Annotated in this window: 32 protein-coding genes; 22 read left to right on the forward strand and 10 right to left on the reverse strand. The window is 27.6% G+C overall.

The genetic code is table 11. The annotated features are described in order from the left end of the window. Positions 1–55 precede the first annotated feature (55 nt). Both BUA86_RS07340 and BUA86_RS07345 read right to left on the reverse strand, forming a co-directional pair. Positions 56–265: a response regulator transcription factor gene (locus BUA86_RS07340; RefSeq protein ID WP_072931259.1), complete on the reverse strand. Its 210-nt coding sequence runs from the start codon at positions 263–265 to the stop codon at positions 56–58. Between the two features lie 27 nt (positions 266–292). Continuing rightward, positions 293–562: a hypothetical protein gene (locus BUA86_RS07345; RefSeq protein WP_072931261.1), complete on the reverse strand. Its 270-nt coding sequence runs from the start codon at positions 560–562 to the stop codon at positions 293–295. A 192-nt stretch (positions 563–754) separates the two neighbouring features. Between BUA86_RS07345 and BUA86_RS07350 the strand changes: the two genes are divergently transcribed. From BUA86_RS07350 to BUA86_RS07390, 9 genes are all read left to right on the forward strand, one after another. Next, positions 755–1,321, forward strand: coding sequence for a hypothetical protein (locus tag BUA86_RS07350; protein WP_072931263.1), 567 nt, complete (start codon positions 755–757; stop codon positions 1,319–1,321). Between the two features lie 147 nt (positions 1,322–1,468). Then, the gene (locus BUA86_RS07355; RefSeq protein ID WP_072931265.1) at positions 1,469–2,212 is read left to right on the forward strand and encodes a S24 family peptidase; all 744 of its coding nucleotides are present in this window, start codon (positions 1,469–1,471) and stop codon (positions 2,210–2,212) included. 63 nt (positions 2,213–2,275) lie between these two features. Further along, positions 2,276–2,641, forward strand: coding sequence for a hypothetical protein (locus tag BUA86_RS07360; RefSeq protein WP_072931268.1), 366 nt, complete (start codon positions 2,276–2,278; stop codon positions 2,639–2,641). A gap of 91 nt (positions 2,642–2,732) precedes the next feature. Then, entirely contained in the window at positions 2,733–3,545 is an 813-nt protein-coding gene (locus tag BUA86_RS07365) for a hypothetical protein (protein WP_072931270.1), read from the forward strand. A 62-nt stretch (positions 3,546–3,607) separates the two neighbouring features. Continuing rightward, positions 3,608–4,063, forward strand: a complete 456-nt coding sequence (locus tag BUA86_RS07370) for an N-acetyltransferase (RefSeq protein WP_072931273.1) — start codon at positions 3,608–3,610, stop codon at positions 4,061–4,063. A 213-nt stretch (positions 4,064–4,276) separates the two neighbouring features. Next, positions 4,277–5,338 carry a type I restriction endonuclease gene (locus BUA86_RS07375; protein WP_072931275.1) on the forward strand — a complete coding sequence of 354 codons (1,062 nt, stop codon included), beginning with the start codon at positions 4,277–4,279 and terminating at the stop codon, positions 5,336–5,338. An 83-nt stretch (positions 5,339–5,421) separates the two neighbouring features. Further along, positions 5,422–6,192 (forward strand): BRO-N domain-containing protein, encoded by a 771-nt coding sequence (locus BUA86_RS07380; RefSeq protein WP_072931278.1) that lies wholly within the window; start codon positions 5,422–5,424, stop codon positions 6,190–6,192. Positions 6,193–6,385: 193 nt separating this feature from the next. Further along, positions 6,386–7,351 carry a putative phage abortive infection protein gene (locus BUA86_RS07385; protein ID WP_072931280.1) on the forward strand — a complete coding sequence of 322 codons (966 nt, stop codon included), beginning with the start codon at positions 6,386–6,388 and terminating at the stop codon, positions 7,349–7,351. A 243-nt stretch (positions 7,352–7,594) separates the two neighbouring features. Continuing rightward, complete coding sequence (locus tag BUA86_RS07390) at positions 7,595–7,834, forward strand: hypothetical protein (protein ID WP_072931282.1); 240 nt, start codon at positions 7,595–7,597, stop codon at positions 7,832–7,834. A gap of 67 nt (positions 7,835–7,901) precedes the next feature. On the opposite strand, the gene BUA86_RS07395 is transcribed toward BUA86_RS07390, so the two are convergent. Together BUA86_RS07395 and BUA86_RS07400 are read right to left on the reverse strand one after the other, a co-directional pair. Next, positions 7,902–9,188, reverse strand: coding sequence for a hypothetical protein (locus BUA86_RS07395; RefSeq protein WP_143147262.1), 1,287 nt, complete (start codon positions 9,186–9,188; stop codon positions 7,902–7,904). 203 nt (positions 9,189–9,391) lie between these two features. Then, a complete protein-coding gene (locus BUA86_RS07400; protein WP_072931286.1) occupies positions 9,392–9,832 on the reverse strand; it encodes an acyltransferase in 441 nt (146 codons plus the stop codon). Positions 9,833–9,990: 158 nt separating this feature from the next. Here BUA86_RS07400 and BUA86_RS07405 point away from each other — a divergent pair, with 158 nt between their 5' ends. Beyond that, on the forward strand, positions 9,991–11,082 hold the full coding sequence (locus tag BUA86_RS07405; RefSeq protein ID WP_072931289.1) for a hypothetical protein: 1,092 nt from the start codon (positions 9,991–9,993) through the stop codon (positions 11,080–11,082). Between the two features lie 32 nt (positions 11,083–11,114). Further along, positions 11,115–11,324, forward strand: coding sequence for a hypothetical protein (locus BUA86_RS07410; protein WP_072931291.1), 210 nt, complete (start codon positions 11,115–11,117; stop codon positions 11,322–11,324). Between the two features lie 420 nt (positions 11,325–11,744). Here the strand turns inward: BUA86_RS07410 and BUA86_RS07415 are convergent, their stop codons facing one another. The 3 genes from BUA86_RS07415 to BUA86_RS07425 form a co-directional block, all read right to left on the reverse strand. Next, the gene (locus BUA86_RS07415; RefSeq protein WP_072931293.1) at positions 11,745–12,041 is read right to left on the reverse strand and encodes a hypothetical protein; all 297 of its coding nucleotides are present in this window, start codon (positions 12,039–12,041) and stop codon (positions 11,745–11,747) included. A 47-nt stretch (positions 12,042–12,088) separates the two neighbouring features. Beyond that, entirely contained in the window at positions 12,089–12,484 is a 396-nt protein-coding gene (locus tag BUA86_RS07420) for a hypothetical protein (RefSeq protein ID WP_072931295.1), read from the reverse strand. Between the two features lie 108 nt (positions 12,485–12,592). Continuing rightward, the gene (locus BUA86_RS07425; RefSeq protein ID WP_072931296.1) at positions 12,593–13,879 is read right to left on the reverse strand and encodes a phage integrase SAM-like domain-containing protein; all 1,287 of its coding nucleotides are present in this window, start codon (positions 13,877–13,879) and stop codon (positions 12,593–12,595) included. A 457-nt stretch (positions 13,880–14,336) separates the two neighbouring features. Between BUA86_RS07425 and BUA86_RS07430 the strand changes: the two genes are divergently transcribed. The 10 genes from BUA86_RS07430 to recN all read left to right on the forward strand — a co-directional run bounded on the left by BUA86_RS07430 (position 14,337) and on the right by recN (position 22,723). Next, positions 14,337–15,212, forward strand: a complete 876-nt coding sequence (locus BUA86_RS07430) for a flavin reductase family protein (RefSeq protein WP_072931297.1) — start codon at positions 14,337–14,339, stop codon at positions 15,210–15,212. A gap of 10 nt (positions 15,213–15,222) precedes the next feature. Further along, positions 15,223–15,405 carry a YqaE/Pmp3 family membrane protein gene (locus tag BUA86_RS07435; RefSeq protein WP_072931299.1) on the forward strand — a complete coding sequence of 61 codons (183 nt, stop codon included), beginning with the start codon at positions 15,223–15,225 and terminating at the stop codon, positions 15,403–15,405. Between the two features lie 134 nt (positions 15,406–15,539). Then, a complete protein-coding gene (locus BUA86_RS07440) occupies positions 15,540–16,007 on the forward strand; it encodes a hypothetical protein (RefSeq protein ID WP_072931301.1) in 468 nt (155 codons plus the stop codon). Between the two features lie 233 nt (positions 16,008–16,240). Beyond that, positions 16,241–17,119, forward strand: a complete 879-nt coding sequence (gene dapA / locus BUA86_RS07445; RefSeq protein ID WP_072931303.1) for a 4-hydroxy-tetrahydrodipicolinate synthase — start codon at positions 16,241–16,243, stop codon at positions 17,117–17,119. Between the two features lie 11 nt (positions 17,120–17,130). Beyond that, the gene (locus BUA86_RS07450) at positions 17,131–17,637 is read left to right on the forward strand and encodes a ferritin (RefSeq protein WP_072931304.1); all 507 of its coding nucleotides are present in this window, start codon (positions 17,131–17,133) and stop codon (positions 17,635–17,637) included. An 80-nt stretch (positions 17,638–17,717) separates the two neighbouring features. Further along, positions 17,718–18,578 carry an outer membrane protein assembly factor BamD gene (locus BUA86_RS07455; protein WP_072931306.1) on the forward strand — a complete coding sequence of 287 codons (861 nt, stop codon included), beginning with the start codon at positions 17,718–17,720 and terminating at the stop codon, positions 18,576–18,578. Positions 18,579–18,623: 45 nt separating this feature from the next. Beyond that, complete coding sequence (locus tag BUA86_RS07460; protein ID WP_019973784.1) at positions 18,624–18,947, forward strand: DNA-directed RNA polymerase subunit omega; 324 nt, start codon at positions 18,624–18,626, stop codon at positions 18,945–18,947. After that, positions 18,947–20,146: a bifunctional phosphopantothenoylcysteine decarboxylase/phosphopantothenate--cysteine ligase CoaBC gene (gene coaBC / locus BUA86_RS07465; protein ID WP_072931308.1), complete on the forward strand. Its 1,200-nt coding sequence runs from the start codon at positions 18,947–18,949 to the stop codon at positions 20,144–20,146. The genes BUA86_RS07460 and coaBC overlap by 1 nt, the downstream gene beginning before the upstream one ends. Positions 20,147–20,155: 9 nt before the next feature. Then, positions 20,156–21,064, forward strand: coding sequence for a type IX secretion system protein PorD (gene porD / locus BUA86_RS07470; RefSeq protein WP_072931310.1), 909 nt, complete (start codon positions 20,156–20,158; stop codon positions 21,062–21,064). Further along, positions 21,065–22,723, forward strand: coding sequence for a DNA repair protein RecN (gene recN / locus BUA86_RS07475; protein ID WP_072931312.1), 1,659 nt, complete (start codon positions 21,065–21,067; stop codon positions 22,721–22,723). Between the two features lie 76 nt (positions 22,724–22,799). Here recN and BUA86_RS07480 read toward each other — a convergent pair whose 3' ends face one another. From BUA86_RS07480 to BUA86_RS07490, 3 genes are read right to left on the reverse strand one after another with little or no spacing between them, the layout of a single operon-like run. Continuing rightward, on the reverse strand, positions 22,800–23,408 hold the full coding sequence (locus tag BUA86_RS07480; RefSeq protein WP_072931314.1) for a fumarylacetoacetate hydrolase family protein: 609 nt from the start codon (positions 23,406–23,408) through the stop codon (positions 22,800–22,802). 3 nt (positions 23,409–23,411) lie between these two features. Further along, complete coding sequence (locus BUA86_RS07485) at positions 23,412–24,170, reverse strand: 3'-5' exonuclease (RefSeq protein ID WP_072931316.1); 759 nt, start codon at positions 24,168–24,170, stop codon at positions 23,412–23,414. Then, positions 24,167–24,907: a CDP-alcohol phosphatidyltransferase family protein gene (locus BUA86_RS07490; protein WP_072931318.1), complete on the reverse strand. Its 741-nt coding sequence runs from the start codon at positions 24,905–24,907 to the stop codon at positions 24,167–24,169. The genes BUA86_RS07485 and BUA86_RS07490 overlap by 4 nt, the downstream gene beginning before the upstream one ends. A 105-nt stretch (positions 24,908–25,012) precedes the next feature. Between BUA86_RS07490 and BUA86_RS07495 the strand changes: the two genes are divergently transcribed. Beyond that, a complete protein-coding gene (locus BUA86_RS07495) occupies positions 25,013–26,113 on the forward strand; it encodes a putative type IX sorting system protein PorV2 (RefSeq protein ID WP_072931492.1) in 1,101 nt (366 codons plus the stop codon). Positions 26,114–26,184: the final 71 nt, after the last annotated feature.

Here is a 26,184-nt window from a genome sequence, read left to right on the forward strand (position 1 = left end):
TATATTTAAAGTCCCTAGACTGATATCCTTGTTTTCGTTTTTAGGTTGGTTAAGATTAAACCGCTATGTTGTAAGGTGATTGGATAAACCAGAGCGTTAATGCTCCTAACCTTCTTTTTATGCTTGTTTTGTCGTAAATACTTCTTACGTGAGATTCGACAGTTCTCTTCGAGCGATGTATTTTGTCCGCTACTTCTTGGTGAGATAATCCTTTAGCTAATAATCTTGCAACCTGTATCTCTTTAGGGGATAATTCTACTTCCATTTTATAGTATGTTTCGGGTATGTTTCTTTATTCTGTTATAGGTATTGGTTCTGGAGTTGGTTCTGACCATATATTTTCAGTAACTCCAAACTTTTCAAATAACTTATTGATAGCTGCCACTTCTGCTAATGAATGACCTCTATGTCCTTTTATTCTTTTGTAAAAAGCAGTATTAGATGAAATAGAAAGCTGCTTCATAACTTCTTTTCTAAAAGAAACAGAATCTTTAGTCTTAATTTGATCTATACCATTTTCAAATGATTCATAAATCTTACTTAGCTTTCTTCCTTTTTCCATATGGCGTGTTTTTTACGTATTTTTTAAGGTATTTTCGTTACTTTTGTTTATTGTCAACTGAGTAACTTTGTACCCAGTTGTATTTTGTTTTACAAATATACTATAATTTATAGTATACACAATATTTTATACTATATTTTTTAGTATAAAATATTGTAATTTTTACAACAAACTGATTAATAATTATTTAAGATGAATAAAATTTTAAAAAATAATTCTGGATGGATTAGCGTAGTAAGTATTATAGTATCATTAATTGCATTAAGCATCAGTTGGGTTAGATCTGAACCTATGAAAACAGACTGGATGGCTATTTTAGTAGGAATATTAGCGTTGTTAACCTCTGTTTTAGTAGGTTGGCAAATTTTCGCGTTATTTAATTTTAAAAAAGAAAAAGATGAAACTTTAAGCAATATGTCGAGTATTGCTAATTCAATCGATTTAAATAGAATACTACTTGCTGAAAGTTTATTTAATTATTTTATGGCTAAGCAAGAGGATTATGAGGTTATTAAATACGGATATGATTTAATAAGCTTGAGTCACAATCGTAATGATATTTTAAAAAACGGAGTTTTAAAAGGTTTGATGGAATACAGTCAAAACGGTATTGATTTTAAAAACAACTACCAATTAGACGAAGCGCTAGGCTTAATAGTTAGCTTAAAACCAATGTTTTTAGGAAATAAAGAAGGAATAGAAAATTTACAAACAATGATGAAAAGAATAAGAAAAGCAAAAATTCATTCTCAATTTTAAGTTCTGATTTTTCTCTATATAATTGAGAATTTTTATTTAATAGTGAAGTGTATTTTATGTTATTAATTTCATGTTTAAGTGTAATTCGCACCTCTTCACTAATACTTTTTTCAACCATAACTATAAATTTTTAATTCATACAAATATATGAAAGAAAAAGATAATACTATAAATAATAGTATAAATATAACAGAAAGAATAATTAATATAGTAGAATATATTAAATTTACTTATAAAATAAAAACAAATACTGCGTTAGCTAAAATAATAGAAATTCCTCAACCTAACTTATCAGCTATTTTAAATGGAGTTGAAAAATATCAAACTGAAGGTTTTTTTAATAAATTAGTTGATAAGTATCCAATAATTAATAAAAAATGGATAGAAACTGGACAAGGTAATATGTTGAATGACCAAACTGACGTTGAAGAATTAGAAGTTGAAGAAATAGAGAAGTTGCCTATTAAAAAGATTCCTTTTTATGATGTAGATTTTTATTCTGGTTTCACTAAAATTTTTAATGACCAAACTATAACACCTTCTTATTATTTTTACTTACCAGAATTTCATAATGCACAGTTTGCAATTAAGAATTCTGGAAAATCTATGTCTAAAGAACTAGGAAATGATGATATTTTAGGATTAAGAGAGGTTCCAGAATGGCAAAACTATTTTCCTCAAGGAGAAATTTATGCTGTTGTAACATCAAACGACTTAAGAACTATTAAAAAAGTAAGAAGAGATAAAGAAAATAAAAACCTTGTTCTTATACCTAAACCTTTAGATGAAGATAAATTTGATTACCCAGATTACGAAGAGGTTCCTATATCAATGGTAACAGCTTTATTTCAAGTTGTAGCTTCAACTCATAGTAAGAAACTAGCTTTGTAAATACGGAAAACCGTAAGTTTATTTGATTGAAACACTTTATAATTGTACAAAAAATAACACTACATGGAAGGAATCTTTATAATATCTGCAATTATATCATTAATAATATCTTATTTTATAATTTATTCTGCAGTCAAAAATGCTTTATCTAACGAGTTAAAAAAGACCAACGAATTACTTGAAAAAGTTTTAAAACAAGGAAATGAGGTATTCGATTTAAATCCTACTTCAGAAAATATACAGAAAACTAAAAACATTGTAAATTTTCTTACATTGAGTGGAGATAAATTAATTATTAAAACAAAACTAAATACTGGATATGAAATTGGTGATTCAGCTTTCATAGGAGACAAACTAGCTAAAGATGGCAAATACAAATTAAGTCTTTTTGATTCAATAGTTGTAGAAAACGGAAAAGTAGTTAAATAACCGTTTATAGTAAAAGGAAAAATTAAACGAAAACAATTGTAAATACGGAAAACCGTAATTATAAAACATATACAAATGTTAATTTAGCTATATGAAAAAACTTATACTATTTACATTCTTACTAATATTTAATTTTTCTTTTGCTCAAGAAAGAGAATTGAACGACTCTACTTATTTTATAAGTGGTATAAATACATACGGAAAGTACTACCGTTCATTAAATGATGCAAAAGATTTATATTCTAAAAATGCAACATACGTAGAAGAACCTACACCTGTTTTGCTTGTAGAATATATTCCTAATAGAATTTTTAAAGGTTTTTTAAAAGATGATTATGAAAATCCTATTTACATTAAAGAAGAAGATTTTTCAAACGATTCAGAAAATATACTTGAAAGAGAGTATTTAAGAAGAAGTAAAGATAAAGGTGCTGAATTAAGAACAAATATTGCTAAATACATTATCACAAGCTTAATTATAAAAGAATCTGATAAAGAGATTAGGAAGTATGAAAACTATCAAAAGAAAGGATTAATTATTACATCGAAAGAATATGTATATGAAGATTATTCTGATGCTTTTGGTCTTGATTTACAATTCTATAATGGATACAAGAAGACAATTAAATATATAGAATTAACCGTACGTTCCTATAATCAAGTTGGTGACGCTCAGTCTGATTATTTTGGAAAAACTGTTGTTAGACCAAGAGTTATTGGACCTTTAAAACACGATGAATTTTCAAGCGTTGAATTTAATAATCTTTTTTATGATGTAAATGATGTTATTTCTTACTTAGTAATTACTTATATGAAAGTCACCTTTATGGATGGAACCGTTAAGGAGATTAAAAACGTAAATAATAATCTTGGAGAAGATGTTTACAATGGAAAAGGTAAATAAACAACATAAAAAGAGATTTAAATGTTTTAAAAATAGATCTCTGATCAAAGAATAACTTAATTATGATAAATATTAGAACGGATTTTACAATTAGAGAATCAACACATAAGGACATTAAAATAATGGTTGATATTTGGTATAAAGCTTCTGTAATTTCGCATGACTTTATTCCTTTAGCATACTGGCAAGAAAATATAGAAGCAATGGAAACTATATATTTACCCTCATCTGAAAATTATGTTATTATAAAGTCTGGGGAGATAATAGGATTTGTCGCTTTAATAAATCAGTATTTAGCATCAATATTTATATCTCCTGAAAACCAAAGAATGGGTGTAGGAAAAGAATTGATGAAATTTGTAAAAAGTATTCGTAATAATTTAGAACTAAAAGTTTATTGTAAAAACGAACCAACTGTTCAGTTTTATAAAAGTCAAGGATTTTCAATTATTGATAATTCAATAGATGATTCGACAGGGGAAAAAGAATATGTTATGCAATGGATAATCAATAATTAGATTTGAAACAAAAGATGGTGTAATATGGAAGGTTAACGATGAGTTTAATGTTTCATACCCTGATTACAAGTAGATATTTATAAAAATTAATTATATAAATAAAAAGCTCCAGTAGGAGCTTTTTTTATATCATAAACTAAAACATTCTATTATTATGGAAAACCGTAAGGTTTAAATTCTTATAAATATTAATCTTGTTACAAAATTAATATTATGGAATTTAAAGAATTAATTAAAAAAATAGGAGAAAGAGTTGAAGCATTAAAGCCTCAAGTTAATACTGAAGAGGCTACAAAAAATGCTTTTATAATGCCATTTATAAAAGAACTGGGTTATGATGTTTTTAATCCTTTTGAAGTTGTACCTGAATTTACTGCTGACTTAGGTATAAAACAAGGTGAGAAAATTGATTATGCTATAATGCAAGATAGTGAACCAATAATTCTTATTGAATGTAAACATCACGCAGCTCAATTATCAATAAACAATGCATCACAATTGTTTAGATATTTTCACACTACAAAAGCTAAATTTGCAATACTTACAAATGGTATAGAGTATAAATTTTTTACAGATTTAGTTGAACAAAATAAAATGGATGAAAAACCTTTTTTTAGTTTTGACATAACTCATATAAAGGATAATCAGATAGAAGAACTACGTAAGTTTCATAAATCACAATTTGATTTTGAAAAAATAGTTAATACAGCTAGTGATTTAAAATACACTAATGAGCTTAAAGTTTTAATAAATGAAGAGTTAAATAATCCAAGTCCAGATTTTGTAAGACATTTTGCTAAACAAATTTACCCTTCTATAATTACTCAGAAAGTATTAGAACAGTTTACTATTTTAGTGAAAAATTCATTTAATCAACATTTTAGTGAAATTGTTACAAATAGACTACAGACAGCATTAAGCAAAGAAACTATAAAACAAGAAGAACATGAAGTTGAAGAGCTTAATGATACTAAAATTATTACTACTCAAGATGAATTAGATGGTTTTGCTATAGTAAAAGCAATTTCAACAGCTGTTGCTCCCTCCGAAAAAATCCATTATAGAGACGCGCAGTCGTATTTTGCAATTTTATTTGATGACAATAATAGAAAACCTATTTGTCGCTTATATTTCACTGAAAGAAGATTGCAAATAGGAATTTTTAATGAGAATAAAGCAGAAATAAAAAGTGAATTATCTAAAATAGATGATATATATAATTTCACTGAATCAATTAAAGACATAGTTAAATTCTATAATGAATTAGAGAATTAATTATTAAAGGAAATCCAATGCAATTACGGGTTTCCTTTTTTTTATGTACACCTAAGGGGTTATACTTGCAGAAAGTATATATTATGCAATTATCTATACATAAATTCCATAAATCAGATCAAGAACAAATGTTCAATGAAATACGAACAGTAGAAATAGAAGGTGAAATATGGTTCTCCGCTACAGACGTAGCTAAAACATTAGGGTATAAAAATGCATCTGATGCTATCGGTAGACATTGTAAACCTAAGGGTGTCGTGAAACACGATATCCCTACTTCTAGTGGAAATCAAATCTTTACCTTAATAAACGAACCTAATGTCTATCGTTTAATAATTAAATCTCAACTTCCAGCAGCAGAGGATTTTGAAAATTGGTTATTCGAAGAAGTTGTTCCTTCTATTCGTAAAAAAGGTTTCTACGGTAAAATAAACAGAGAAGAAGTACCTAACTTCTATGTAAGATATCAAGATAATTTTCATAAAATAGACAGAAATTATTTCTCAGTTATAAGTGAATTATTTGTAACTCTTTATGCTGAATTAGAAAAACACGGATATAGAATACCAGACAAAGGAGAAACAGGAAAAGGAATGTATCCAGATATTTCTGTTGGAAGAATGTTTTCTACATATTTAAAAAGTATAGATTCCGAATTTAAAGATTTATATAAATTATACGATCATTCATTCCCTGATGATAGAGATGATGTAAGTGCAAGAATGTATCCTATTGAAGCTATACCTATTTTTAGAAAATTCGTTTATGATGTATGGATTCCTAAAAATGCTCAAAAATATTTTAAAGAAAGAGATCCATCAGCATTAGATTATTTACCTAAATTAATCTCATAAACAATAAATAAAGCTCTTCGGAGCTTTTGTTGTGCTTTAAAGGAAAATAAACTACATATAAAGAGATCTAAATGTTTTAAAAATAAAAATTTAAAATCGTTTTACGGAAAACCGTAAGGTTTAAATTCTTATAAATATTAGTATTGCAAAATAACTACACTCTACTTAATTAAATAACGTATCCTTTTTTATAATGACCGAAGGTAATAAAGATAATTCTGATTTAATATTAGAAAAATGGGATTTAAGTTTAAAAACTAAAAAGAGAAAAATTAAATCTCAAGTAAAAAAACTTAAGAAAGATATTAAGTTTTACATTGGCACTGCATGGTTCTTAGTAGTATTTGGTCTTATTATTTTATTATTTTCAACAGTTTATTATTTCAGAATACAAAGTTTAAATAAACCTAATAATAAATTTAATTTAAATGAATTGGGAGATTTTCTTTCAGGTTCAGTTGCTGCAATATGGTCGTTAGCAGGTTTGTTATTTGTTTACGTTGCATTTTTAGGTCAAAAACAACAGTTATTACAACAACAACTTGAAATATTATACAATCAATATGAATTAAAACAAAACAGGTTAGAATTAAAGAATCAAAGGTTAGAAATGACTCTTCAAAATGATACTTTAAAAATTCAAAAATTTGAAAATACTTTTTTTCAAATGTTGAGTTTATTTCATTCAATTGTAAATTCTATGGAGATACAAAATTCTATGGATGATTTTATAAATAAAGGTAGAGAATCTTTTCATTACCTAGCAATAGAATTGGATAGAATATTAGAATATAATTTAATGTATAGAAAACGTAGAGAAAATAAAAATGAGTTAGATATTGTAATTAGCACTTATGAAGATTTTTACCTTAGCCACAAAAATCATTTAAGCCATTATTTTAGGACATATTACCACATCATCAAATTAATTGATAATACAGATGACATCGACAAAAATAGATATATTTCAATAGCTAGAGCTCAATTATCTAGTTCAGAACAAATATTATTATTTTATAATTGTTTACATAAAAATGGAAGGGAAAAATTTAAACCATTAATTGAGAAATATACACTTTTTAATAATATTGATTCCAACCTTCTTATAAATGATAAAATCAAGAATTCTTATGATAAAAAAGCTTACGATAAAGTATAGTATTAAAACTTTGTATGTTGTAAACAAGAATAAAATCAAGAAATAAATAAAGCTCCAGTAGGAGCTTTTTTTATATCATAAACTTATAATATTCTATAGTTATGGAAACTCTTAAGGTTTAATTTTTTATATGTTTTAATTTTGCTATAAAATCTAAAATATGAAATTGCATTTTATAGTATCGAGAGCAAATGGTTTAAAAGATAAAATCATAAAGATGATCATTAATGGAGAGTTTGAAAATTGGGATATATATATATAAATAAAAAATATAAATATTTAATTCACAATAGTCAATGTGGAGATAAAGGAGTGATTAAATTACAATCTATAGAAAATAATACTAAACTTGAAGTAGAGGTAATAACATTTGATGGCTTTAAAAGTAATTTAAGTGATTTAGAAGGTGATTATTTTGGAAGATTTTGTGAATTAATATTTGTAAATTTTGAAGATAGATTCTCGTCTATAATAAAGGTTTAATCTTAATTTGTAAATTAAACAAAAGCTCCAAAAGGAGCTTTTGTTTAATTAAAATGTTAGTTATAGTTTAATATAATCTTTGAATTGATAAGAATATTTTTCTTTGATCATCTGCAATTGAAGTAGTGTTATTATTATCAATTATGGGATAATAATAAATTCTATACCATTTATCATCTAATGATAAATCCACTGTAACTACCTCCGTATTAGCTTGACCAACAGAAGTTACTGCTGCACTAGGATTTGATGTAGTGTTATTTTCTCCATAACCATTATAAATCCCATTGTCGAGATTCACCCATCCACCATTTGCTGATAAAACAATATTAGCAGTATTGAAATTATCAACTGTTGTCATTGCACTAAAGAAAAATCTGACTGGGCTATCTGAAACATTAACAAGTCTAGGATTGAATGAAATTGTACCAGAACCAGTAACAGGAGCACTAAAATATCCGTCAAGCCTTAGCTTACCTCCTATGACTGGTAAATCACTTGCATAGAAATTCATCCAGTTAGAGCTAGTTGTAGCATTATTTCCTCCTCCACCTACAGAGGCTGGTATAATCGTTCTATAATAAACTAAATCACCAGGTGAAATAACATCTCCACCCCCTATTACTGCGCTACAAGTTTGTCCACCTAAAGAAATATTAAAAGTTGTAGTATTAGGTGTTGATACTGTTGGTACACCTGATATATTATAACTTAAAGCGCCAGCTCCATTTTCAAAATTACCTGCAGATAAGCTCGCAGTTAAACCATTAATGGGCCCTAATGTTTGAGCTTGGTATGTACCTCCATTTCCTCCAGTATATGGTACATTCATGGTTCCATTGTATGGTACTCCAGTAGTATAATTACTAGGTATTAATGTAACTGAATTACAAGTAATCGATCCAATTGTTCCTTCAGCTAAAGATGATCCATCAATCGCTCTCCACTCTGTTTCATTCCAAAACACATAGCCTTTATAAGTAAATGTAGGTTCAATCCCTAAATTATAAATTAATAGTCCTACAGCTGGATTTGGAATAGTAGAAATATCAACTCTTGATTTTAAAGATAATTTTGGTGCTAAAAATCCTTTTTTATTTCCATCAGCTAATTGATTTACATTTAATTCTAAAATAGCAGAAGTATCTGGATTTGTTGTACCAATACCAATATTACCATTTGCACTTACTACGAAATCGTCAGACTGCTGCTCTAATGTTGGCGATCCTGTAGTGGAATTATTGTTTTTAGCATCTACATGTAAAATACCTTGCGGCATAGGCGTATTTATCCCTACTTGTGAAAAAGTGTAAACAGACAAAAACATTACATTGATAAATAAAATTTTCTTCATAAATTTTTATTTTTTTTAGTTAGAGTTTATATTAGCTATGATTAATATCCATTTAAAATTGAAACACTTTAAAAGCAATATAAATATACCTCTTATTTCTGTTTCAAATAATTAATTTTACAAAACTAGTCAACACTTTTCTAGTTATTTATGAGGTTATGAAAAACCGCAAGGTTATCAAGTTTTTACTTTAATACAAATCATTAAAATTTCACAAAACCATTCAATAGAATTGTAATTAGTAAGCAAAACCCTATTATTAATACATTTGTAATTGCTCGATAGATCCATTTCTTTTCTGACAAGTCATAATTTATATACTTTGTTACTACAACAGTTATTCCCATAAATAAGAACCAAACAGAAAAGAATAATGATAAATCATCTCTAAATAATATGGTAACAAAATCGTGAATCATTCCACAAAAAATAAATGTTAAAATTAAAGAAATTGTTGTCGGAAATATTCTTTTTAAAGGCTTAAACACATTTACCCCAAGATAGTATCCAAAAATAGGATTCCAAAAATTCCAAAATGTAGAAAAGTTTTTTGCACCGATTGATCTTTGCAAATTATACTGCAGTGACTTTGCATTTCCAATAGGAACTCCATTTCTCCTTTTTACATATTCAAATAGTTTCACTTACTAGATTTATATTATAAGATAATAAATTTAGTAATTTTTTAAATCTATAATAATAAATTTTAATTGCGATGATCTATTAGTTATTTTATGGGTTTACGGAAAACCGTAAGGTTTAAATTCTTTTAAATATTAATCTTGCAAAAATTAATTCTAAAATGAACGAGCTTGAAATAAAAGATGTTATAGAACAATTATCAAATAATTTATTTACTATTTCTGAATACAAGAAATACTGGTTAATCAGAACACAATCTGGAAGTTTATATGACTTATTTATAGATTATAAAATTGTTGGATTAGATCATTCAGAGATAAAATTATCTGAGATAAATGATATTTGTAATGAAAATAATAAAAAAGAATCTCTAGAAAAACTAAAACAAAAGCTATCAAATTATTATGATAAATTTGACTTAGATGACGATATTACTCCACGTAAGTTAGGTTTAATAGCTGGACAAGTTTATAAGTTTTACAAAGAGTTAAAAAAAGGTGATATAGTTATTATCCCTTCTACAAATTCAGAAATAATTAGTTTTGGTGAGATAACGGAAGGGTTAATTGCAGAATTAAAACCTGAAGAAAAAAGAGTTTTTGATTATGATTATCCTTTATTAAAACGTGTAAAATGGATCAAAGAAATAAGACGTGATAGACTTGACCCATATTTATACAAAATGTTCACTAACCACCAGGCTATCTGCGATATAAGTAGTTATGCAGAAGTAATTGAACGGTCTTTGAATGACTTATTTGTTATTAATGATGAAGCTCATAATGTTATAAGAGTTGAGGCAGAGGTTGTAAAGGCTAAAGATTTATTTGGTCTAGGATTTGAGCTGTTAGATTTAGTTGATGAATTTTGTAATCATTACAATATTAGTGACGTTTCATCTGATGATTTTGAAGTATCTGTTAATATAAATAGTCCTGGAAATGTAGATTTAAAATCAAAAACTAAAAAAGGTATCCTGATTGCTTCCTTAATTATTGCGACAATGGGTGGAGGTCTAGAATATGGTGATTTTTCAATTAAAACTAATGGAATTCCTGGACTAATAACTTCGATTTCTCAGTTTCTTGATGATAGAAGTCAAAGAATAATTTCAGAAAATCAAGCAGTAACGAATGATGCTATGAAAAAAGATATTTGGAATAAATATAAGAATAGTTTAAAAATTAAAGATCCTGAGGAATTAAAAGATTTTTTAAAACAATTCGATAAGAATCAAGATTTACCAAAATAATTTTATAATTTTACAATATAAAAATAAGTAAAATGAACATCCTATTAAATACAATTTCTGTTATTGCAACGTTTATTGTTAGTGTAGGTCTTTTATGGCTTATTCTAGATAATACAATTGGAAGGTTTAGATTTATGAAATCAACTTTTAATTGGTATGGTTTTCAAATGAAAGATCTTATATTTATATCTCTTTCTAGTTTATTTATACTTTGTTTTTTTGATTTTTATTTACCTTATTAATAGACAAACCCTTAATTTAAGGGTTTCTTTTTAACCCAAAAACAACATTAATAAATTTGTTTTATTATTTGTCTTTCGTAAATAACAATACAAAAATCTTCTTTTGAAGCTTTTTTTACCTTGTTATTAAAAAAATTCTAAACACTAAAAAATATTTTAGAATAATATATAATTACCTAAATAAATTGTAATAATTTTCTAATTTTATTGTATTTATAATTCAATAAATTATGTGTTTTCATGTCAAAGTAACAAAGAAGAAAGAGCAAATAGAGAGTAAATAAATTTTAAACTAGATGCTATTCAATTAAATGAAGAAGATACTGTGTTGATTCTTGGAGTCGTAAATAATCTAGTAAGACAAAAAAGAAAAATCTAAATACACAGATAAATAAAAAATAAAAGCTCTTTTAAAGAGCTTTATTGTTTTTCTATAATTTCATCAATGATTTTAATTACTTCTTTGTAATATTCTTTTAAAATATCTAGGTTCTCTGGATAATCTAATCTAAAATAATTAGGATTATTAGGCTCTTTTAAATCATTAACATGAAGATAAATTTCTGTTAAACGTTCAAAATAAGGTATCTTCTTATTTTGTATAATATCAAAAAGAACTCTAGCTATTAAACTTTGTAAATAAAGACTTTTCTCATTTTCAATCTCAAGCATTAACTGCCTTTTTTTCCAATCTAGATCTAAAACATCAATTTTCATTAAAAATTTTATTTGATTTAAATATACTCATTAATGAGTATACATGGCTATATTTTATAAAACTTTTTATGATTTATCAAAAAATCTTTTAATGAGTGTCTTTCGAAATTAGATTCATCAGGAACTTTAATAGGTAATATAAATTTGGGTTCATTTTTCTTCCAATTTGATTTTAAACCAGATAAAGTAAAATGTGCTGAAATACCAGGACCTAATTGTACAGCTTGAATAATATGTATTATAGTTTTTTCTGCATTTAAAAATAAACAGATACCTGAGTTGTTATTAAATTCCCAATTTTCTGGTTCATTATATTCATCTATTAAATTGTTTATATCTAATTTAATTAACTCCCCTATTTCAATATCTTTCATTGAGGAATTTCTGTAATTAAATGAATAGCAATCAATTAGTTTTTCAATTTCATTAAGTTTCATGTTCATGTGTTAGGTTTTTTATTTAAAAACAAACATAATCAAAATGAAACTATTATGTTCAAAAAAAACGGTAAAACTATTGCTGTTTTTTGACAGTATTTGGATGATAATATATTATTCAAACACTGTTTCAATTATCTTTAAATGCTCCATATCTTGAATTTCATAAGGTGTAGCTCCCTGGTACCCCATTGATACACTATTGTTAGAATGTCCCATTAAATTTTCAATAATCATTTGATTTATCATAAGATTTCCAGCGATAGTTCTAAATGTATATCGCATTGTTTTAGACCTCAGTTTACTATCTGAAAAATAAAATTGTTTATCTATTTTTCTGCACGAATTATTAAATCTTTCAATAGCTAAACGATATCCCTTATAATCTTCTTTAACACTTGGAATGAATGAAAAAATAAATTGACTTTCTTTAGTTCCTAATTCATCAATTATATGTAATGCAGTATCGAATAACTTATTACTAATTGTTTTTCCTCCGTTATTTAATCTTTTATTTTTGTGTCGCTTAAATATTATTCTTCCATCCTTTATATCTGACCATTTTAAATGAGATAGATCTTCAAAGTCTACACCTCCTATCAATAATTGGAACATATGTATTTTCTTTACCAGATCATATGAAAAAAACAAATTAGAACCCAAATCATCAAAATCAGTATTAAAATATTTTTTGAGTGAATTTAGAGAATAATTCTTCTTAACATTTGATTCTTCTACTGCTTTCCGTTTAATTAATTTAAAAGGGTTCTCAGCTTTGACGTTGTATTTTTCATACTTATGAGCTTCATTAAAAACAATTGCATATCTTAAAAAATAACTATTAATAGTTCTATTAGAAAGTTGTTTAATTTTTCTTTCACTCTCATGTTGTTTAAAATATAAATCAAGATCATTAACAAGACTGTAATCAATTTGATTAATATCTATATCATTTATTTTCTTAGCCGTTAAAAACATCTTGAAATGGTTTAAAGCAGATTTAAATAAATTTACATTTTCGTGTTTTTGCGTCTTATTATCAATAAATAAATTATAAAAAGCTACAAATCCTATAGTTTCTCTTTTCCTCTTTAATTCTAATAATTTAGCTTCTAAAACTTTAATTTCTAAATCTTCATCACTAATAGGTATGCCGTTTTTAAAAACTTCAAACGCAGCATCTAAATCTAATTTATTTTTGTTACAGTATTCTATCTTCCCATCAATTTCAAATTGAACTCTTCTAACTTCAATATCATTAATTAATTCTTTAGATTGCTGATACTTTTTAAGTGAAATATGTCTGTAAGATCTACTGCCGATTTCGTATATCCTAATTCTTAATCTATAACCTTTCTTTGTGGCAATTCTAGGATCAACTATAATTTGAGCACTAATCATTGTTTGCGTAATTTAAATTCTACGCAAACAAAAATACATATTTAAACTTATTACACCACTTTATTGCATACAATTACCTTTTACCACACACTTAAATTAAGCGTATATGTAATTGATAAATAGTAAGTTAATTTGTATATTATTAATATTAAGTATTTTATAGAAAATAAAGATATTTTCATCCGTTGTGAAAACATTTAGAGCCTCGACTATCTTCGGGGCATTTTTTTTATTCAATTCATCATTAGACACTTAAAAAAATATTAAACACTCTAATATTTTCTCAATTAATTTTCACGCAAAGATTACTCAAACTTTGTTTCAGTAACCATAAATAGTTGGATTTGTTTACCCTCTCGCTTTTCAAATATACCACTTAAATACCACTAGTTAATCTTTAATTAGGAATTTAGATAAATTCTGCACATCTTTAGGTCAACAAAAAATATCATTCAAGATGCTTACAAAGTCATTTGAACCTAATACAAAAACTTTCAATAATTTAATAAAACATGCTGTCTCGCCTCGCCCTATTTGTTTTGCAAGTACAATAGATAAAGATGGCAATGTAAATCTAAGTCCGTTTTCATTTTTTAATTTAATGGGACAAAATCCACCTATCTGTGTATTTTCTCCTTTACGCAAAATGAGAGACGGATCAACAAAGCACACGTTAGATAATATTTTAGAGCATTCTGAATGTGTTATAAATATTGTAGATTATAATATCGTACAACAACAATCATTAGCAAGCGTTGAATATCCAAAAGGAGTGAATGAATTTGAGAAAGCTGGATTAACAGCTATTCCGTCCGAAATTGTAAAACCTCCTCGTGTTGCGGAAAGTCCTTTTCAGTTAGAATGTAAAGTGAGAGATGTAATTTCTATAACAAATGAACCAGGAGCAGCAAACCTTATTATTGCTGAAATAGTACGTATACATGTAAGAGAAGAATTATTAGATGAAAACGAAAATGTATCTCCTTACGATTTAGACTTAGTTGCCAGATTAGGAGATGACTTTTATTCTCGACTAATACCTGAATCTATTTTCGAAGTAGCTAAGCCTACAAGAACTATCGGATTAGGAATTGACAATTTACCAACCGAAGTAAAAAACTCAAAATTCTTAACAGGAAATAATTTAGGTCAATTAGGAAATGTAGAAACTTTACCTACAGATGAAATGGTTGAAAAATTTAAACATCAACTAGAAGAGCGTTTAGATTTAGAAAAATTTAAACCGATTGAAGTTAGACATCAAGTTGTAGCCAAATTATTAGAACAAGGAGATGTTAATAGTGCTTGGTTTTGGTTATTAATGAAAATATAATTTTATACATATGATTCTTATTGCTATACTTCTTCCTCCATTATCTTTTTTATTAAGAGGAAAAATTTTACATGCTATCGTTTGTTTTATTTTGCAAATAACACTTATTGGCTGGCTACCAGCAGCTATTTGGGCATGTGTATCTTTATTAGATGGACGAAACAAAGCTCGAATAAAGGAACTGAAAAAATAAAAATATTTTTCAAGATTTTATATTATTGAATTTTAACTACTTAAAAAATATTTAATATTTTTTTTGTTAATTTTAACAAAACTAGCACGCTTTTTGTAAATGTTAAAATGGTTTTATAGTTTAAAATAAATAAAATGAAAAAATTATTATTAGCTGCCGTTATGGTATTAGGCGTTGCTCAAGCAAATGCACAAGATTATAAAAATGCATTAGGACTTGTTGTTGATTTAGGTGATGGTGAAACATTATTCGGACCTCAATTTAAACATTCTTTCGATGGAAGAAATGCAGGTAACGTACAAGTTATGTTTGGTGATGGAATAACAACTTTAGGAGCTGATTATACATATAATGAGTCAATAAATGGTGCAAACGGATTAAACTGGTTTGTAGGTGTTGGTCCACAATTATCTTTTGTTGACGGAGGTCGTTTTGATGACAAAACGTATTTCGCTATTCGTCCACAAGTAGGTTTAGAATATAAAATTCCTAGTGCTCCATTAGCTTTCCATTTCGATTGGAAACCTTGGTGGAATTTATCTAACGATTCTAATTTTGAAGCAGGAAGATTCTCTTTAGGATTTAAATACACATTAAACTAAGAAGTTTTTATTAAAAGATAAAAAATAGTTATTCAAATTTTTGAATAACTATTTTTTTTATACAGCAACTTAAATTTCATAGACAATTAATAATTCATTAATTTTGAAACAAATTGTATCGTACTTTAGATTTAATCTAAGACAAATTAGAGATTTAGTCCATAATTTGATTATTCAAGATATAATTCCGAATTTTAACCTTATTATTAATATTTAATAATACATTTCAAAAAATGAAACAATTAGTTGGGACAGGAGTTGCTTTAGTTACACCTTTTCATGAAGATGGTAGCGTAGATTACGTAAGTTTAGAAAAATTAGTTAATTATAATATAGATGGTGGTGTAGACTACTTGGTTATATTAGGAACAACAGCTGAAGCTGCAACATTAACAAATGATGAAAAGAAAAAGGTAATAGAAACTATAAAGAAGGCTAATAATAAACGTGTTCCATTAGTTTTAGGAATTGGAGGCAATAATACTGCTGAAGTTATAAAAGAATACCAAGAAACTGATTTAAGCGAATATTGTGCAATTCTTACTGTTTCTCCTTATTATAATAAACCAAACCAAGAAGGTATCTATCAGCATTATAAAGCTATTGCAGAAAGCACTGATGCCAATATTATTTTGTACAATGTACCTGGTAGAACGGGTTCTAACATAGATCCAGAAACAACAATTCGTTTAGCAAATGAATTTAAAAATATTGTTGCAATAAAAGAAGCTTCACCAAATTTCTTGCAGTCAACAGATATTTTAAGAACAAACAATCGCGAAGATTTTCATATAATATCAGGTGATGATGAATATGCTTTACCTATGGTATTAGCTGGAGGATCTGGAGTTATTTCTGTTATAGCACAAGGGCTTCCTCAATTATTTTCTTCGATGATAAAAGAAGGATTAAATAGAGATGTAAATGCTGCTTATGAAAAACACTATAAAGCGGTAGAAATTACTCGAGCTATTTTTGAAGAAGGTAATCCATGTGGAATTAAAACAGTTTTATCTAACAAAGGAATTTGTTCAGCTCAAACTAGATTACCTTTAGTACCAGCTTCAGAAGAGTTAACTAACAAAATAAATCAATTATTAATAAATATTTAAAACAAACAACTATGATAAAAGACAATGTATTAGAAGCTTTAAATAAGCAAATCAAATTAGAAGGTGACTCTTCTCAATTATACCTTGCAATGGCTTCTTGGGCAGAAGTTAAAGGATTAGAAGGAACAGCAAATTTCTTATATGGACATGCTGACGAAGAGCGTACACACATGTTAAAGTTGGTAAAATTTATCAATGAAAGAGGTGGAAAAGCTCACATTCCTCAAATAGAAGAACCAAAACAAGATTTTTCTACATTAAAAGATATATTTACAGCAATTCTTAATCACGAAATTTTCGTTTCAGATTCTATTAACGAAATCGTAGGATTAACATTAAAAGAAAGTGATTATTCAACTCACAATTTCTTACAATGGTATGTTTCTGAGCAAATTGAAGAAGAAAAATTAGCAAGAAATATATTAGATAAATTAGACCTTATTGGTTCTGATAAAGGTGGATTATATTTATTTGATCGTGATATTGTAACAATAAGTGTTGCGCCAGCAGGAGAATAAATTAAAATTTTGAGATTTTATTAAGAGGATTAGAGAATATTTTTTATACTTTAGTCCTCAAATTTTATTAAATTTGCAGAATGTTTAAAAAACTAAGCCTTATAGTTTTAATTGGCGCTTCTGTAATGTCTTGTAATAAGACTTACAATAAAGCGATGAAAAGTACGGATAAAGATGAAATTTTTACCCTAGCAACACAGTTGTATGAAAGTGGTAAATATGATTTAGCAAATGAATTGTACGAGAAAATTTCGACATCTTTTGTAGGAACAGAAAAAGCAGCAGATATTGCTCATAATATGGCGCAAGCTAATTTTAACGAAAAAAACTTTCGTTTAGCTGGTCATCAATTTAAAAGTTTTGCGGGTGCTTATCCAATGGATAGCCGTGCAGAAGAATCACTATTTAAATCTGCTTTCTCATATTACAAAGATTCGCCGAAATATGACTTGGATCAAACAAGTACGTATACAGCAATTGATGAGTTACAAAGTTTCATCAATACATATCCAGAATCTGCTCATGTAAATGATGCCAATAATTATATTACAGAACTTAGACAAAAATTAGAATTAAAAGCTTTCGAAATTTCTAAAGTTTATTACAGAACGATGAAATATAAAGCAGCTGGTGTTGCATTCGATAACATGATCGATGAATATCCAGATTCTAAATTTAGAGAAGAAGCTATGATGTATTCTTTACGTTCTAAAGCAGAATTAAGTTTAAACTTTTCTCGTTTAGAAAACAAAGAATTACGTTTACAAGATGCTAAAACTCAATATCTTTTATTAACAAGATATTATCCAGAAACTAAATTTAAAGATGAGGCTGGTAAATTGTTAGAAAAAATTGAAAAAGATATTACTGCAACTAAAACAGCTTTAAATAACATAGAAGCAGCAAGAAAAAAAGTTGAAGCTGAACAAGCTTCTTTATAAACAACGAATAATAGTATAAAATAATAAAATTTTAATTCTTTCATTATGAATTTCAAGGATATAGGTGCAGCACCAACAACACAAACTTATGATCGTAATAAAATCGATGAGAAAACAGGAAACTTATACGAGTCGATTGTTATTATGGGAAAAAGAGCAGAACAAATCAACCAAGAAATGAAAACTGAATTAATTCAGAAATTGGATGAATTTGCTGCACATACAGATTCTTTAGAAGAAGTTTTTGAAAATAGAGAACAAATCGAAGTTTCTAAATTTTACGAAAGATTACCAAAACCGACTTCAATCGCGGTTAAGGAATGGTTAGACAATGACGTATATTACAGAAATCCAAATGAGGATAAATAATGTCTGTTTTACATAGCAAAAAAATTCTTTTGGCAGTTACTGCCGGAATAGCGGCCTACAAAGCCGCTTTTCTTGTTAGAGGACTTATCAAAACTGGTGCAGAAGTAAAAGTTATTATGACGCCTGATGCACAAAATTTTGTAACACCACTAACACTTTCTACTTTGTCTAAAAATCCTGTTGAATGGGAATTTTTTGGAGAAAAAGGCGATTGGAATAATCATGTGGAATATGCGCTTTGGGCAGATTATATGATTATTGCTCCATGTACAGCCAATACACTTTCTCACATGGCAGACGGTACGTGTGATAATCTTGTATTAGCAACTTATCTTTCTGCTAAATGTCCTGTTTATTTTGCTCCAGCAATGGACTTAGACATGTATAAACATCCATCTACTTTAGAAAACATCGAAAAACTAACTTCTTTTGGTAATATTTGTATTCCTGCAGAGGCAGGTGAATTAGCAAGTGGTTTAGTTGGTGAAGGAAGAATGGCAGAACCTGAAAATATTATTCAGTTTATAGAAAAATCTATAGCAGCTTCTCTTCCACTCTATGGTAAAAAAATTCTAGTTTCTGCTGGACCTACATACGAAAACATAGATCCTGTTCGTTTTATTGGTAATTATTCATCTGGAAAAATGGGATTCGAAATTGCTAAAGTTGCAACTAGCTTAGGTGCAGATGTTACCTTAGTTAGTGGTCCAAGCCACGAATCTGTTGTTGGATATCCTATAAGACGTGTAGATGTAATTTCTGCAAATAATATGTATAATGCCATGCATGCAGAATTTAACAACGTAGATGTTGTGATAATGTCTGCAGCAGTTGCAGATTATCGTCCAAAGGATGTAGCTGAACAAAAGATAAAGAAAGAGAATGATGATAACATGACAATTGAATTGATTAAAAATCCTGATATTCTAAAATCATTAGGCGAAATCAAAACCCATCAATTATTGGTTGGTTTTGCTTTAGAAACAAATAATGAAGAAGAATATGCAAAGAAGAAATTAATCAAGAAAAATTTAGATTTTATCGTTCTTAATTCTATGCAAGATAAAGAAGCTGGTTTCCAGAAGAATACAAATAAAATAACAATTATTGATAAAGATTTATCTATGCAACAATTTGATGCTAAAACAAAAACAGATGTTGCAAAAGATATTATCAATACTATTATAACTAAACTATAAAGAACTAACATGAAGAAATTCGCTACTATTTTCTTTTCGATTTGCTTCGCAATCACTGCGTTTTCGCAAAATTTAATCGCTGATGTAAAAGTAGATTACTCAATGGTACAAGGCTCAAATACGCAAGTTTATCAAACGTTACAAAAGTCTTTAACAACGTTTATAAATTCTACAAAATGGAGCAGCGAACGATTAAAAACACACGAAAGAATAGAAGCTAATTTTGTTATTAATGTTTTAGAAAGACAAGGAAATAAATTTAAAGCAAACATTTTAGTACAATCTAGAAGACCTGTTTTTAATTCTACTTACTACACTCCAGTTCTTAATTTATCTGACGATAATTTTTCTTTTCAATACCAAGAGTTCGAAGAATTAATTTTTAATGATAGAAAGTTTAGTAATAAGAACTTAACAGATGTTATTACTTACTACATTTATTTGATATTAGCATATGATGCAGACACTTTTACAAAAGAAGGTGGAACAGAATATTTTAAAATGTCTAAAAGAATTGCTGATTTTGCACAAGCTAGCAATAGTTTTTCTGGTTGGAGCGAAATGGACGGATTAAAATCTCGTATGGCATTAATTAATAACATCTTAAAAAATGATAATTCAACTTTAAGAAATATAAGCTATCAATATCATAGAAATGGTTTAGACTTAATGTCGGATAGCGAAACACGTGCAAAAAATACAATTGGAAACACATTATTACAACTAGAGTTTTACCAACGTGGAAATTTTTCTCAATTTTATCCTTTAGAACTTTTCTTAACTGCAAAAAATAACGAAATTGGTCAGATATTTTCAGGAGGACAACCTTCTACAGTTAATATAGAAAAATTAAAAGAAATTTTAAACGCTCTTGCGCCAAGATATAGTGATGCGCAGTGGAATAAAATGAAAAAGTAAATGCTAAGAACGCTTCGTATAAACAATTTTGCTATTATTGATCAATTAGAAATTGATTTTAATGCTGGTATGACAACCATTACTGGAGAAACTGGTGCTGGTAAATCTATTATTATCGGAGCTTTAAAGTTAGTTTTAGGTGAAAGAGCCGATTTAAAATCACTTAAAAATGCTGACGAAAAATGTATTATAGAAGCTGTTTTCGATATTCATAATTTAGATTTAAAGCAATTCTTTGAAGAAAACGATTTAGACTACGAAGACGAATCTATTTTAAGAAGAGAATTATTGCCTTCAGGAAAATCGAGAGCTTTTGTAAATGATACACCTGTAAAGGTTTCTATTTTACATGAATTGTCTGAATTATTAATTGATATTCACTCTCAATTTAATACACCAAAAATTTTTGAAGCTGATTTTCAATTATCAATGTTAGATATTTATGGGAATAATAAAGAGATTCTAAAAGAATATAAAACAGATTTTGAACAGTATAGCATTACGAAGAAAAAAATTAAAGAAGCACAAAACTCGTTAGAAAATCAATCTCAAGATTTAGAATATAAATTGCATTTATGGGAAGAGCTAAACAATGCTTCTCTAAAAGCAGGAGAATTAGATGAGTTAGAAGCTGAAATAAAATCTTTGTCTAATGTAGAAGAAATAATTTCTACATTAAATGAAACATACCAATTTTTGGAGCATCCAGAAATGGGAATTATTTCTCAATTAAATGAAGCGAGTAACAAACTAAATAAAATCTCAGATTTTAATACACAGTACAATTTAATTTATGATCGTTTAATTTCTTCTAAAATAGAATTAGAAGATATTTCTAACGAAATGAGTTCTTTAATTGAGGCTTCAGAGATTAATCCTGAACGTTTACAAGAAATTACTGAACGTCATGATTTAATTCACCAGTTACTAAGAAAACATCATGTAATTACAATAGAAGAATTAATTGAGAAACGTGACGAACTCGAAAGCCAAACTTCTGGTTTTGATAATTTAAGCGATTTAATTATTCATCTTAATAAAGAATTAAATTCTATTTCTGATAAATTACAAAAGCAAGCCATTAAGATTAGAAAAAATAGAACTTCTTCTATTGAAATAATTAAAAAGAATATTTTAGAAACGCTTGCACAATTAGGAATGGAAAATTCTCAATTGACAATACAATTAAACGAAACTTCAGATTTTACCTTAACTGGTAAAGATGAAGTTGTATTCTTATTTTCTGCTAATAAAGGAATGGAACCTAGAATTTTCGAAAAATCTGTTTCTGGTGGGGAACGATCACGTTTAATGTTAGCTATAAAGAAGCTACTTGCGACGCATCAACATTTACCTACTTTAATTTTAGATGAAATTGATACGGGTATTTCTGGAAAAGTTGCAAATGAAACGGGGAAAGTAATGCAAAAAATGGCTGAGAATATGCAATTATTTGTTATTACACATTTACCACAAGTTGCATCTAAAGGAAATCATCAAGTAAAGGTTTACAAAGAAGTTGTTGGTGAAACTACACAAACAAATGTAAAAGAGTTATCTGAAAAAGAAAGATTAACAGAAATTGCTCAGATGATTTCTGGTTCAGAAGTTACAGATGCAGCGCTTAATCAGGCAAAAGAATTGATGAATCTTAATTGATAAACATATAAAATTTCAAAAATAAAACCCGATAGCTTTCTATCGGGTTTTGTTTTTATTTTATAATGTGAATATTTTACAAAACATTAACTTCAAATACTTTTTCGTTATCTAAGTATCCTTCTAATTTATCCTTAGAATTAATTTTTGCAACACCAGCTGGTGTTCCAGTATATATTAAATCTCCTTTTTTTAATGTAAAATATTTAGAACATTCAGCAATTAAAGTATTGATATTAAAAATCATTTCTTTTGTATTACCTGTTTGTACATTTACTTCATTTCGATCTAATTTAAAAGAAAGATTATCTAAATCGAATTTTTCTTTTGGAAAAAAATCTGAAACGAAAGCTGAACCATCAAATGCTTTAGCTATTTCCCAAGGAAAACGTTTCTCTTTTAATTCTTGTTGAACGTCTCTAGCCGTAAAATCTATTCCTAATGCGATATCAGAAAAATAGCGATGCGCAAACTGAGGCTGAATCATTTTACCTACTCTATCTATTTTAATTACAACTTCTGTTTCGAAATGGATTTCTTTAGAGAAACTTGGTATTACAAATGGAAAGTTTTTTCTAAGAATGGCAGAATCTGGTTTCATAAAAAACATTGGAGAATCTGGAACATCATTATTTAACTCTTTAGCATGTTCTACATAATTTCTTCCTACACAAATAATTTTCATAATTTAGAATCCGTTTTGTAATTTAATTTTAGTGAAAACCTTTTTTGTATAAAGTGGGAAGTCTGCATTTTGTAACCAATTATAATAACCAGGGTCTTTTGCAAATACATCAGAAACAATTTGTCCTTTGTATTTACCAAAAGAAATAACTTCGTTTCCTTTTTCATCTATTTGTACAAAACCAGCTAAATCAACCGTTTTACGTTGAGAAGAAAATTCACTTAAAAATTTATTATCATTTTCTAACTCATCGTACTTTTCTATTTGTGCCATTAAGACTTCGTATGTTGCTAAGGTATCAGCTTCTGCTGAATGAGCATCTACTAAATCTTTATCACAATAATATTTATAAGCTGCACTTAAATTACGAGGTTGCATTTTATGGAAAATAACTTGTACATCTATAGGACGATGTTTTGTTAAATCAAAATCGAATCCGTTACGTAATAACTCTTCTGCTAATAAAGGAATATCGAAACGATTAGAATTAAATCCTGCTAAATCAGAATCTTTAATCATTTCTATAATTTTTGGTGCAAGTTCTTTAAATGTTATAGCGTCTTTTACATCTTCATCAGAAATACCATGGATAAGTGTTGTTTCTGGTGGAATTGGAATTCCAGGATTTACTTTCCACGATTTTACTTCTTTTGTTCCGTCTGTAAATGCTTTTACTATTGCAATTTCTACAATACGATCCTTAGAAACATTAGTTCCTGTTGTTTCTAAATCAAAGAAACAAATATTTTTAGTTAGTTTCATTTTGTAATTTCTTTTCTGAATATGATTGAGGTCATAATGTATAAAACTATAATAATTGGTATTGCAACAATTTGTAAACAAATTAATAAACCAATTGTAATAATCAAAAATATGAATTTATAATAGTTTTCTGCCCAACTCAATCCTTTAAATTTTAAGGCAAATAATGGTAAATCTATAATTAATAAAATACTAAAAACAATAGAAATTAAAATTAATAAATAAGGATCTATTTCTGTATTAATAATTTTACCATTGTTATAGTAAATAGAAAAAACTGAAAAAATAAACAATGTATTAGATGGTGTTGCTAAACCTTTAAAATAGGTTGCCTGATCTTCGTCTAAATTAAATTTTGCTAATCTTAAAGCTGAAAAAGCCGGAACTAGAAAAGCGAATAATGAAATTGCTGCAATTTTTAGATTAGGATTTTCATAAATAAAATCAACAGATAAATGATTAAACATAGAAAATAACATTAAACCAGGAACAACTCCAAATGAAATACAATCTGCCAAAGAATCTAATTCTTTTCCTATTGGACTACCAATTTTCATTAATCGAGCAACCATTCCGTCTAAGAAATCTGCAACCAAAGAAATAATCATTAAAACCATAACAATAGTTACAGTTGTTGTAGTAATTTCTCCATTACTAGAAATAATGAAAATTGACGACAAAACGCCACAAGAAAGATTAAGAAGAGTTAATAAATTTGGTATTGTAATTAATTTCATAAATGAATTTTTCTAGACAAAAATACAAACAAAAAACTATCCTAATCCTTTTTAAACACAATAAAACCTTTAATTTTGAGTTTTTATATTCGTAATCAAATTATTTTGAAAAAATCATTCTTTATTTTATCGTTAATTACAAGTCAATTTGTTTTTTCTCAGGCAGCTAGAAAATATTCAAATGAATTTTTGAATATTGGTGCAGACGCACGTTCATTTGCTATGGGAAATGCAGTTGTTGCCAATATAGGTAATGCAAATGCTGCCTATTGGAATCCAGCTGGTTTAACAGAAGTAAATTATGATTGGGAAGCATCTGCCATGCATGCAGAATATTTTCAGTCGATAGCAAAGTTTGATTATGCTGCTGTGGCTATTCCATTAAGAGAAAGTAATTCTACAATTGCCTTTTCTTTGATGCGTTTTGGTGTTGATGATATTTTAAATACAACAGAGTTAATCGACAACCAAGGAAATGTAAATTACGATAGAATTTCTAAGTTTTCTACTGCAGATTATGCATTAACAATGTCTTATGCAGGAAATGTTTTCAATAATAAATACATACAATTTGGTGCAAATGCAAAAGTTATTTACCGACATATTGGGAAATTTGCACAAGGTTTTGGATTTGGAATTGATTTAGGTATACAATATCGCACAGAAGACAAAATGTTTTTTGGTGTTATGGCTCGTGATATTACAACTACTTTTAATGCATGGAGTATTAACAAACAGAAAGTAAAAGAGATTGTTATTGATGAACCTCAAAATGATGGTGAACCTACAATTTTAAATGATTTACCAGCAGAAAATATTGAGTTAACAATGCCTAAAATACAATTTGGTATGGGAAAACGATTCGATTTTAACGACCGATTATCTCTATTAGGTGAGGTTGATCTTAGTGTTGAGTTTCAACAAACAAATGCTGCTATTTCTGGAAAAGGATTCTCTATTTCTCCGCAAGTCGGTGCTGAATTAAATTATGATGAGATGATTTTTGTTCGTGGTGGATTAAATAATCTTCAGAAAATAGAACAGTTCAACGGTAAGCAACAAACTCAAATACAACCAAACATTGGTGTAGGATTTAAATACAAAGGAATCTCTATAGATTATGCCTTAACAAATTTTGGTAACAGTGGAATTGGTTTATATTCTAATATATTCTCTGTTAGATTTGAGATGGATAAATGGAGATAATAGATTAAGATAATTATCTAAAACATTAAAGTTGTTTAAACTTTTTTAAATAAGTACAATTTTGATTAATT

Origin of the sequence: Chishuiella changwenlii, assembly GCF_900142565.1 — a bacterium.
In the GTDB taxonomy this organism is placed as follows: domain Bacteria; phylum Bacteroidota; class Bacteroidia; order Flavobacteriales; family Weeksellaceae; genus Empedobacter; species Empedobacter changwenlii.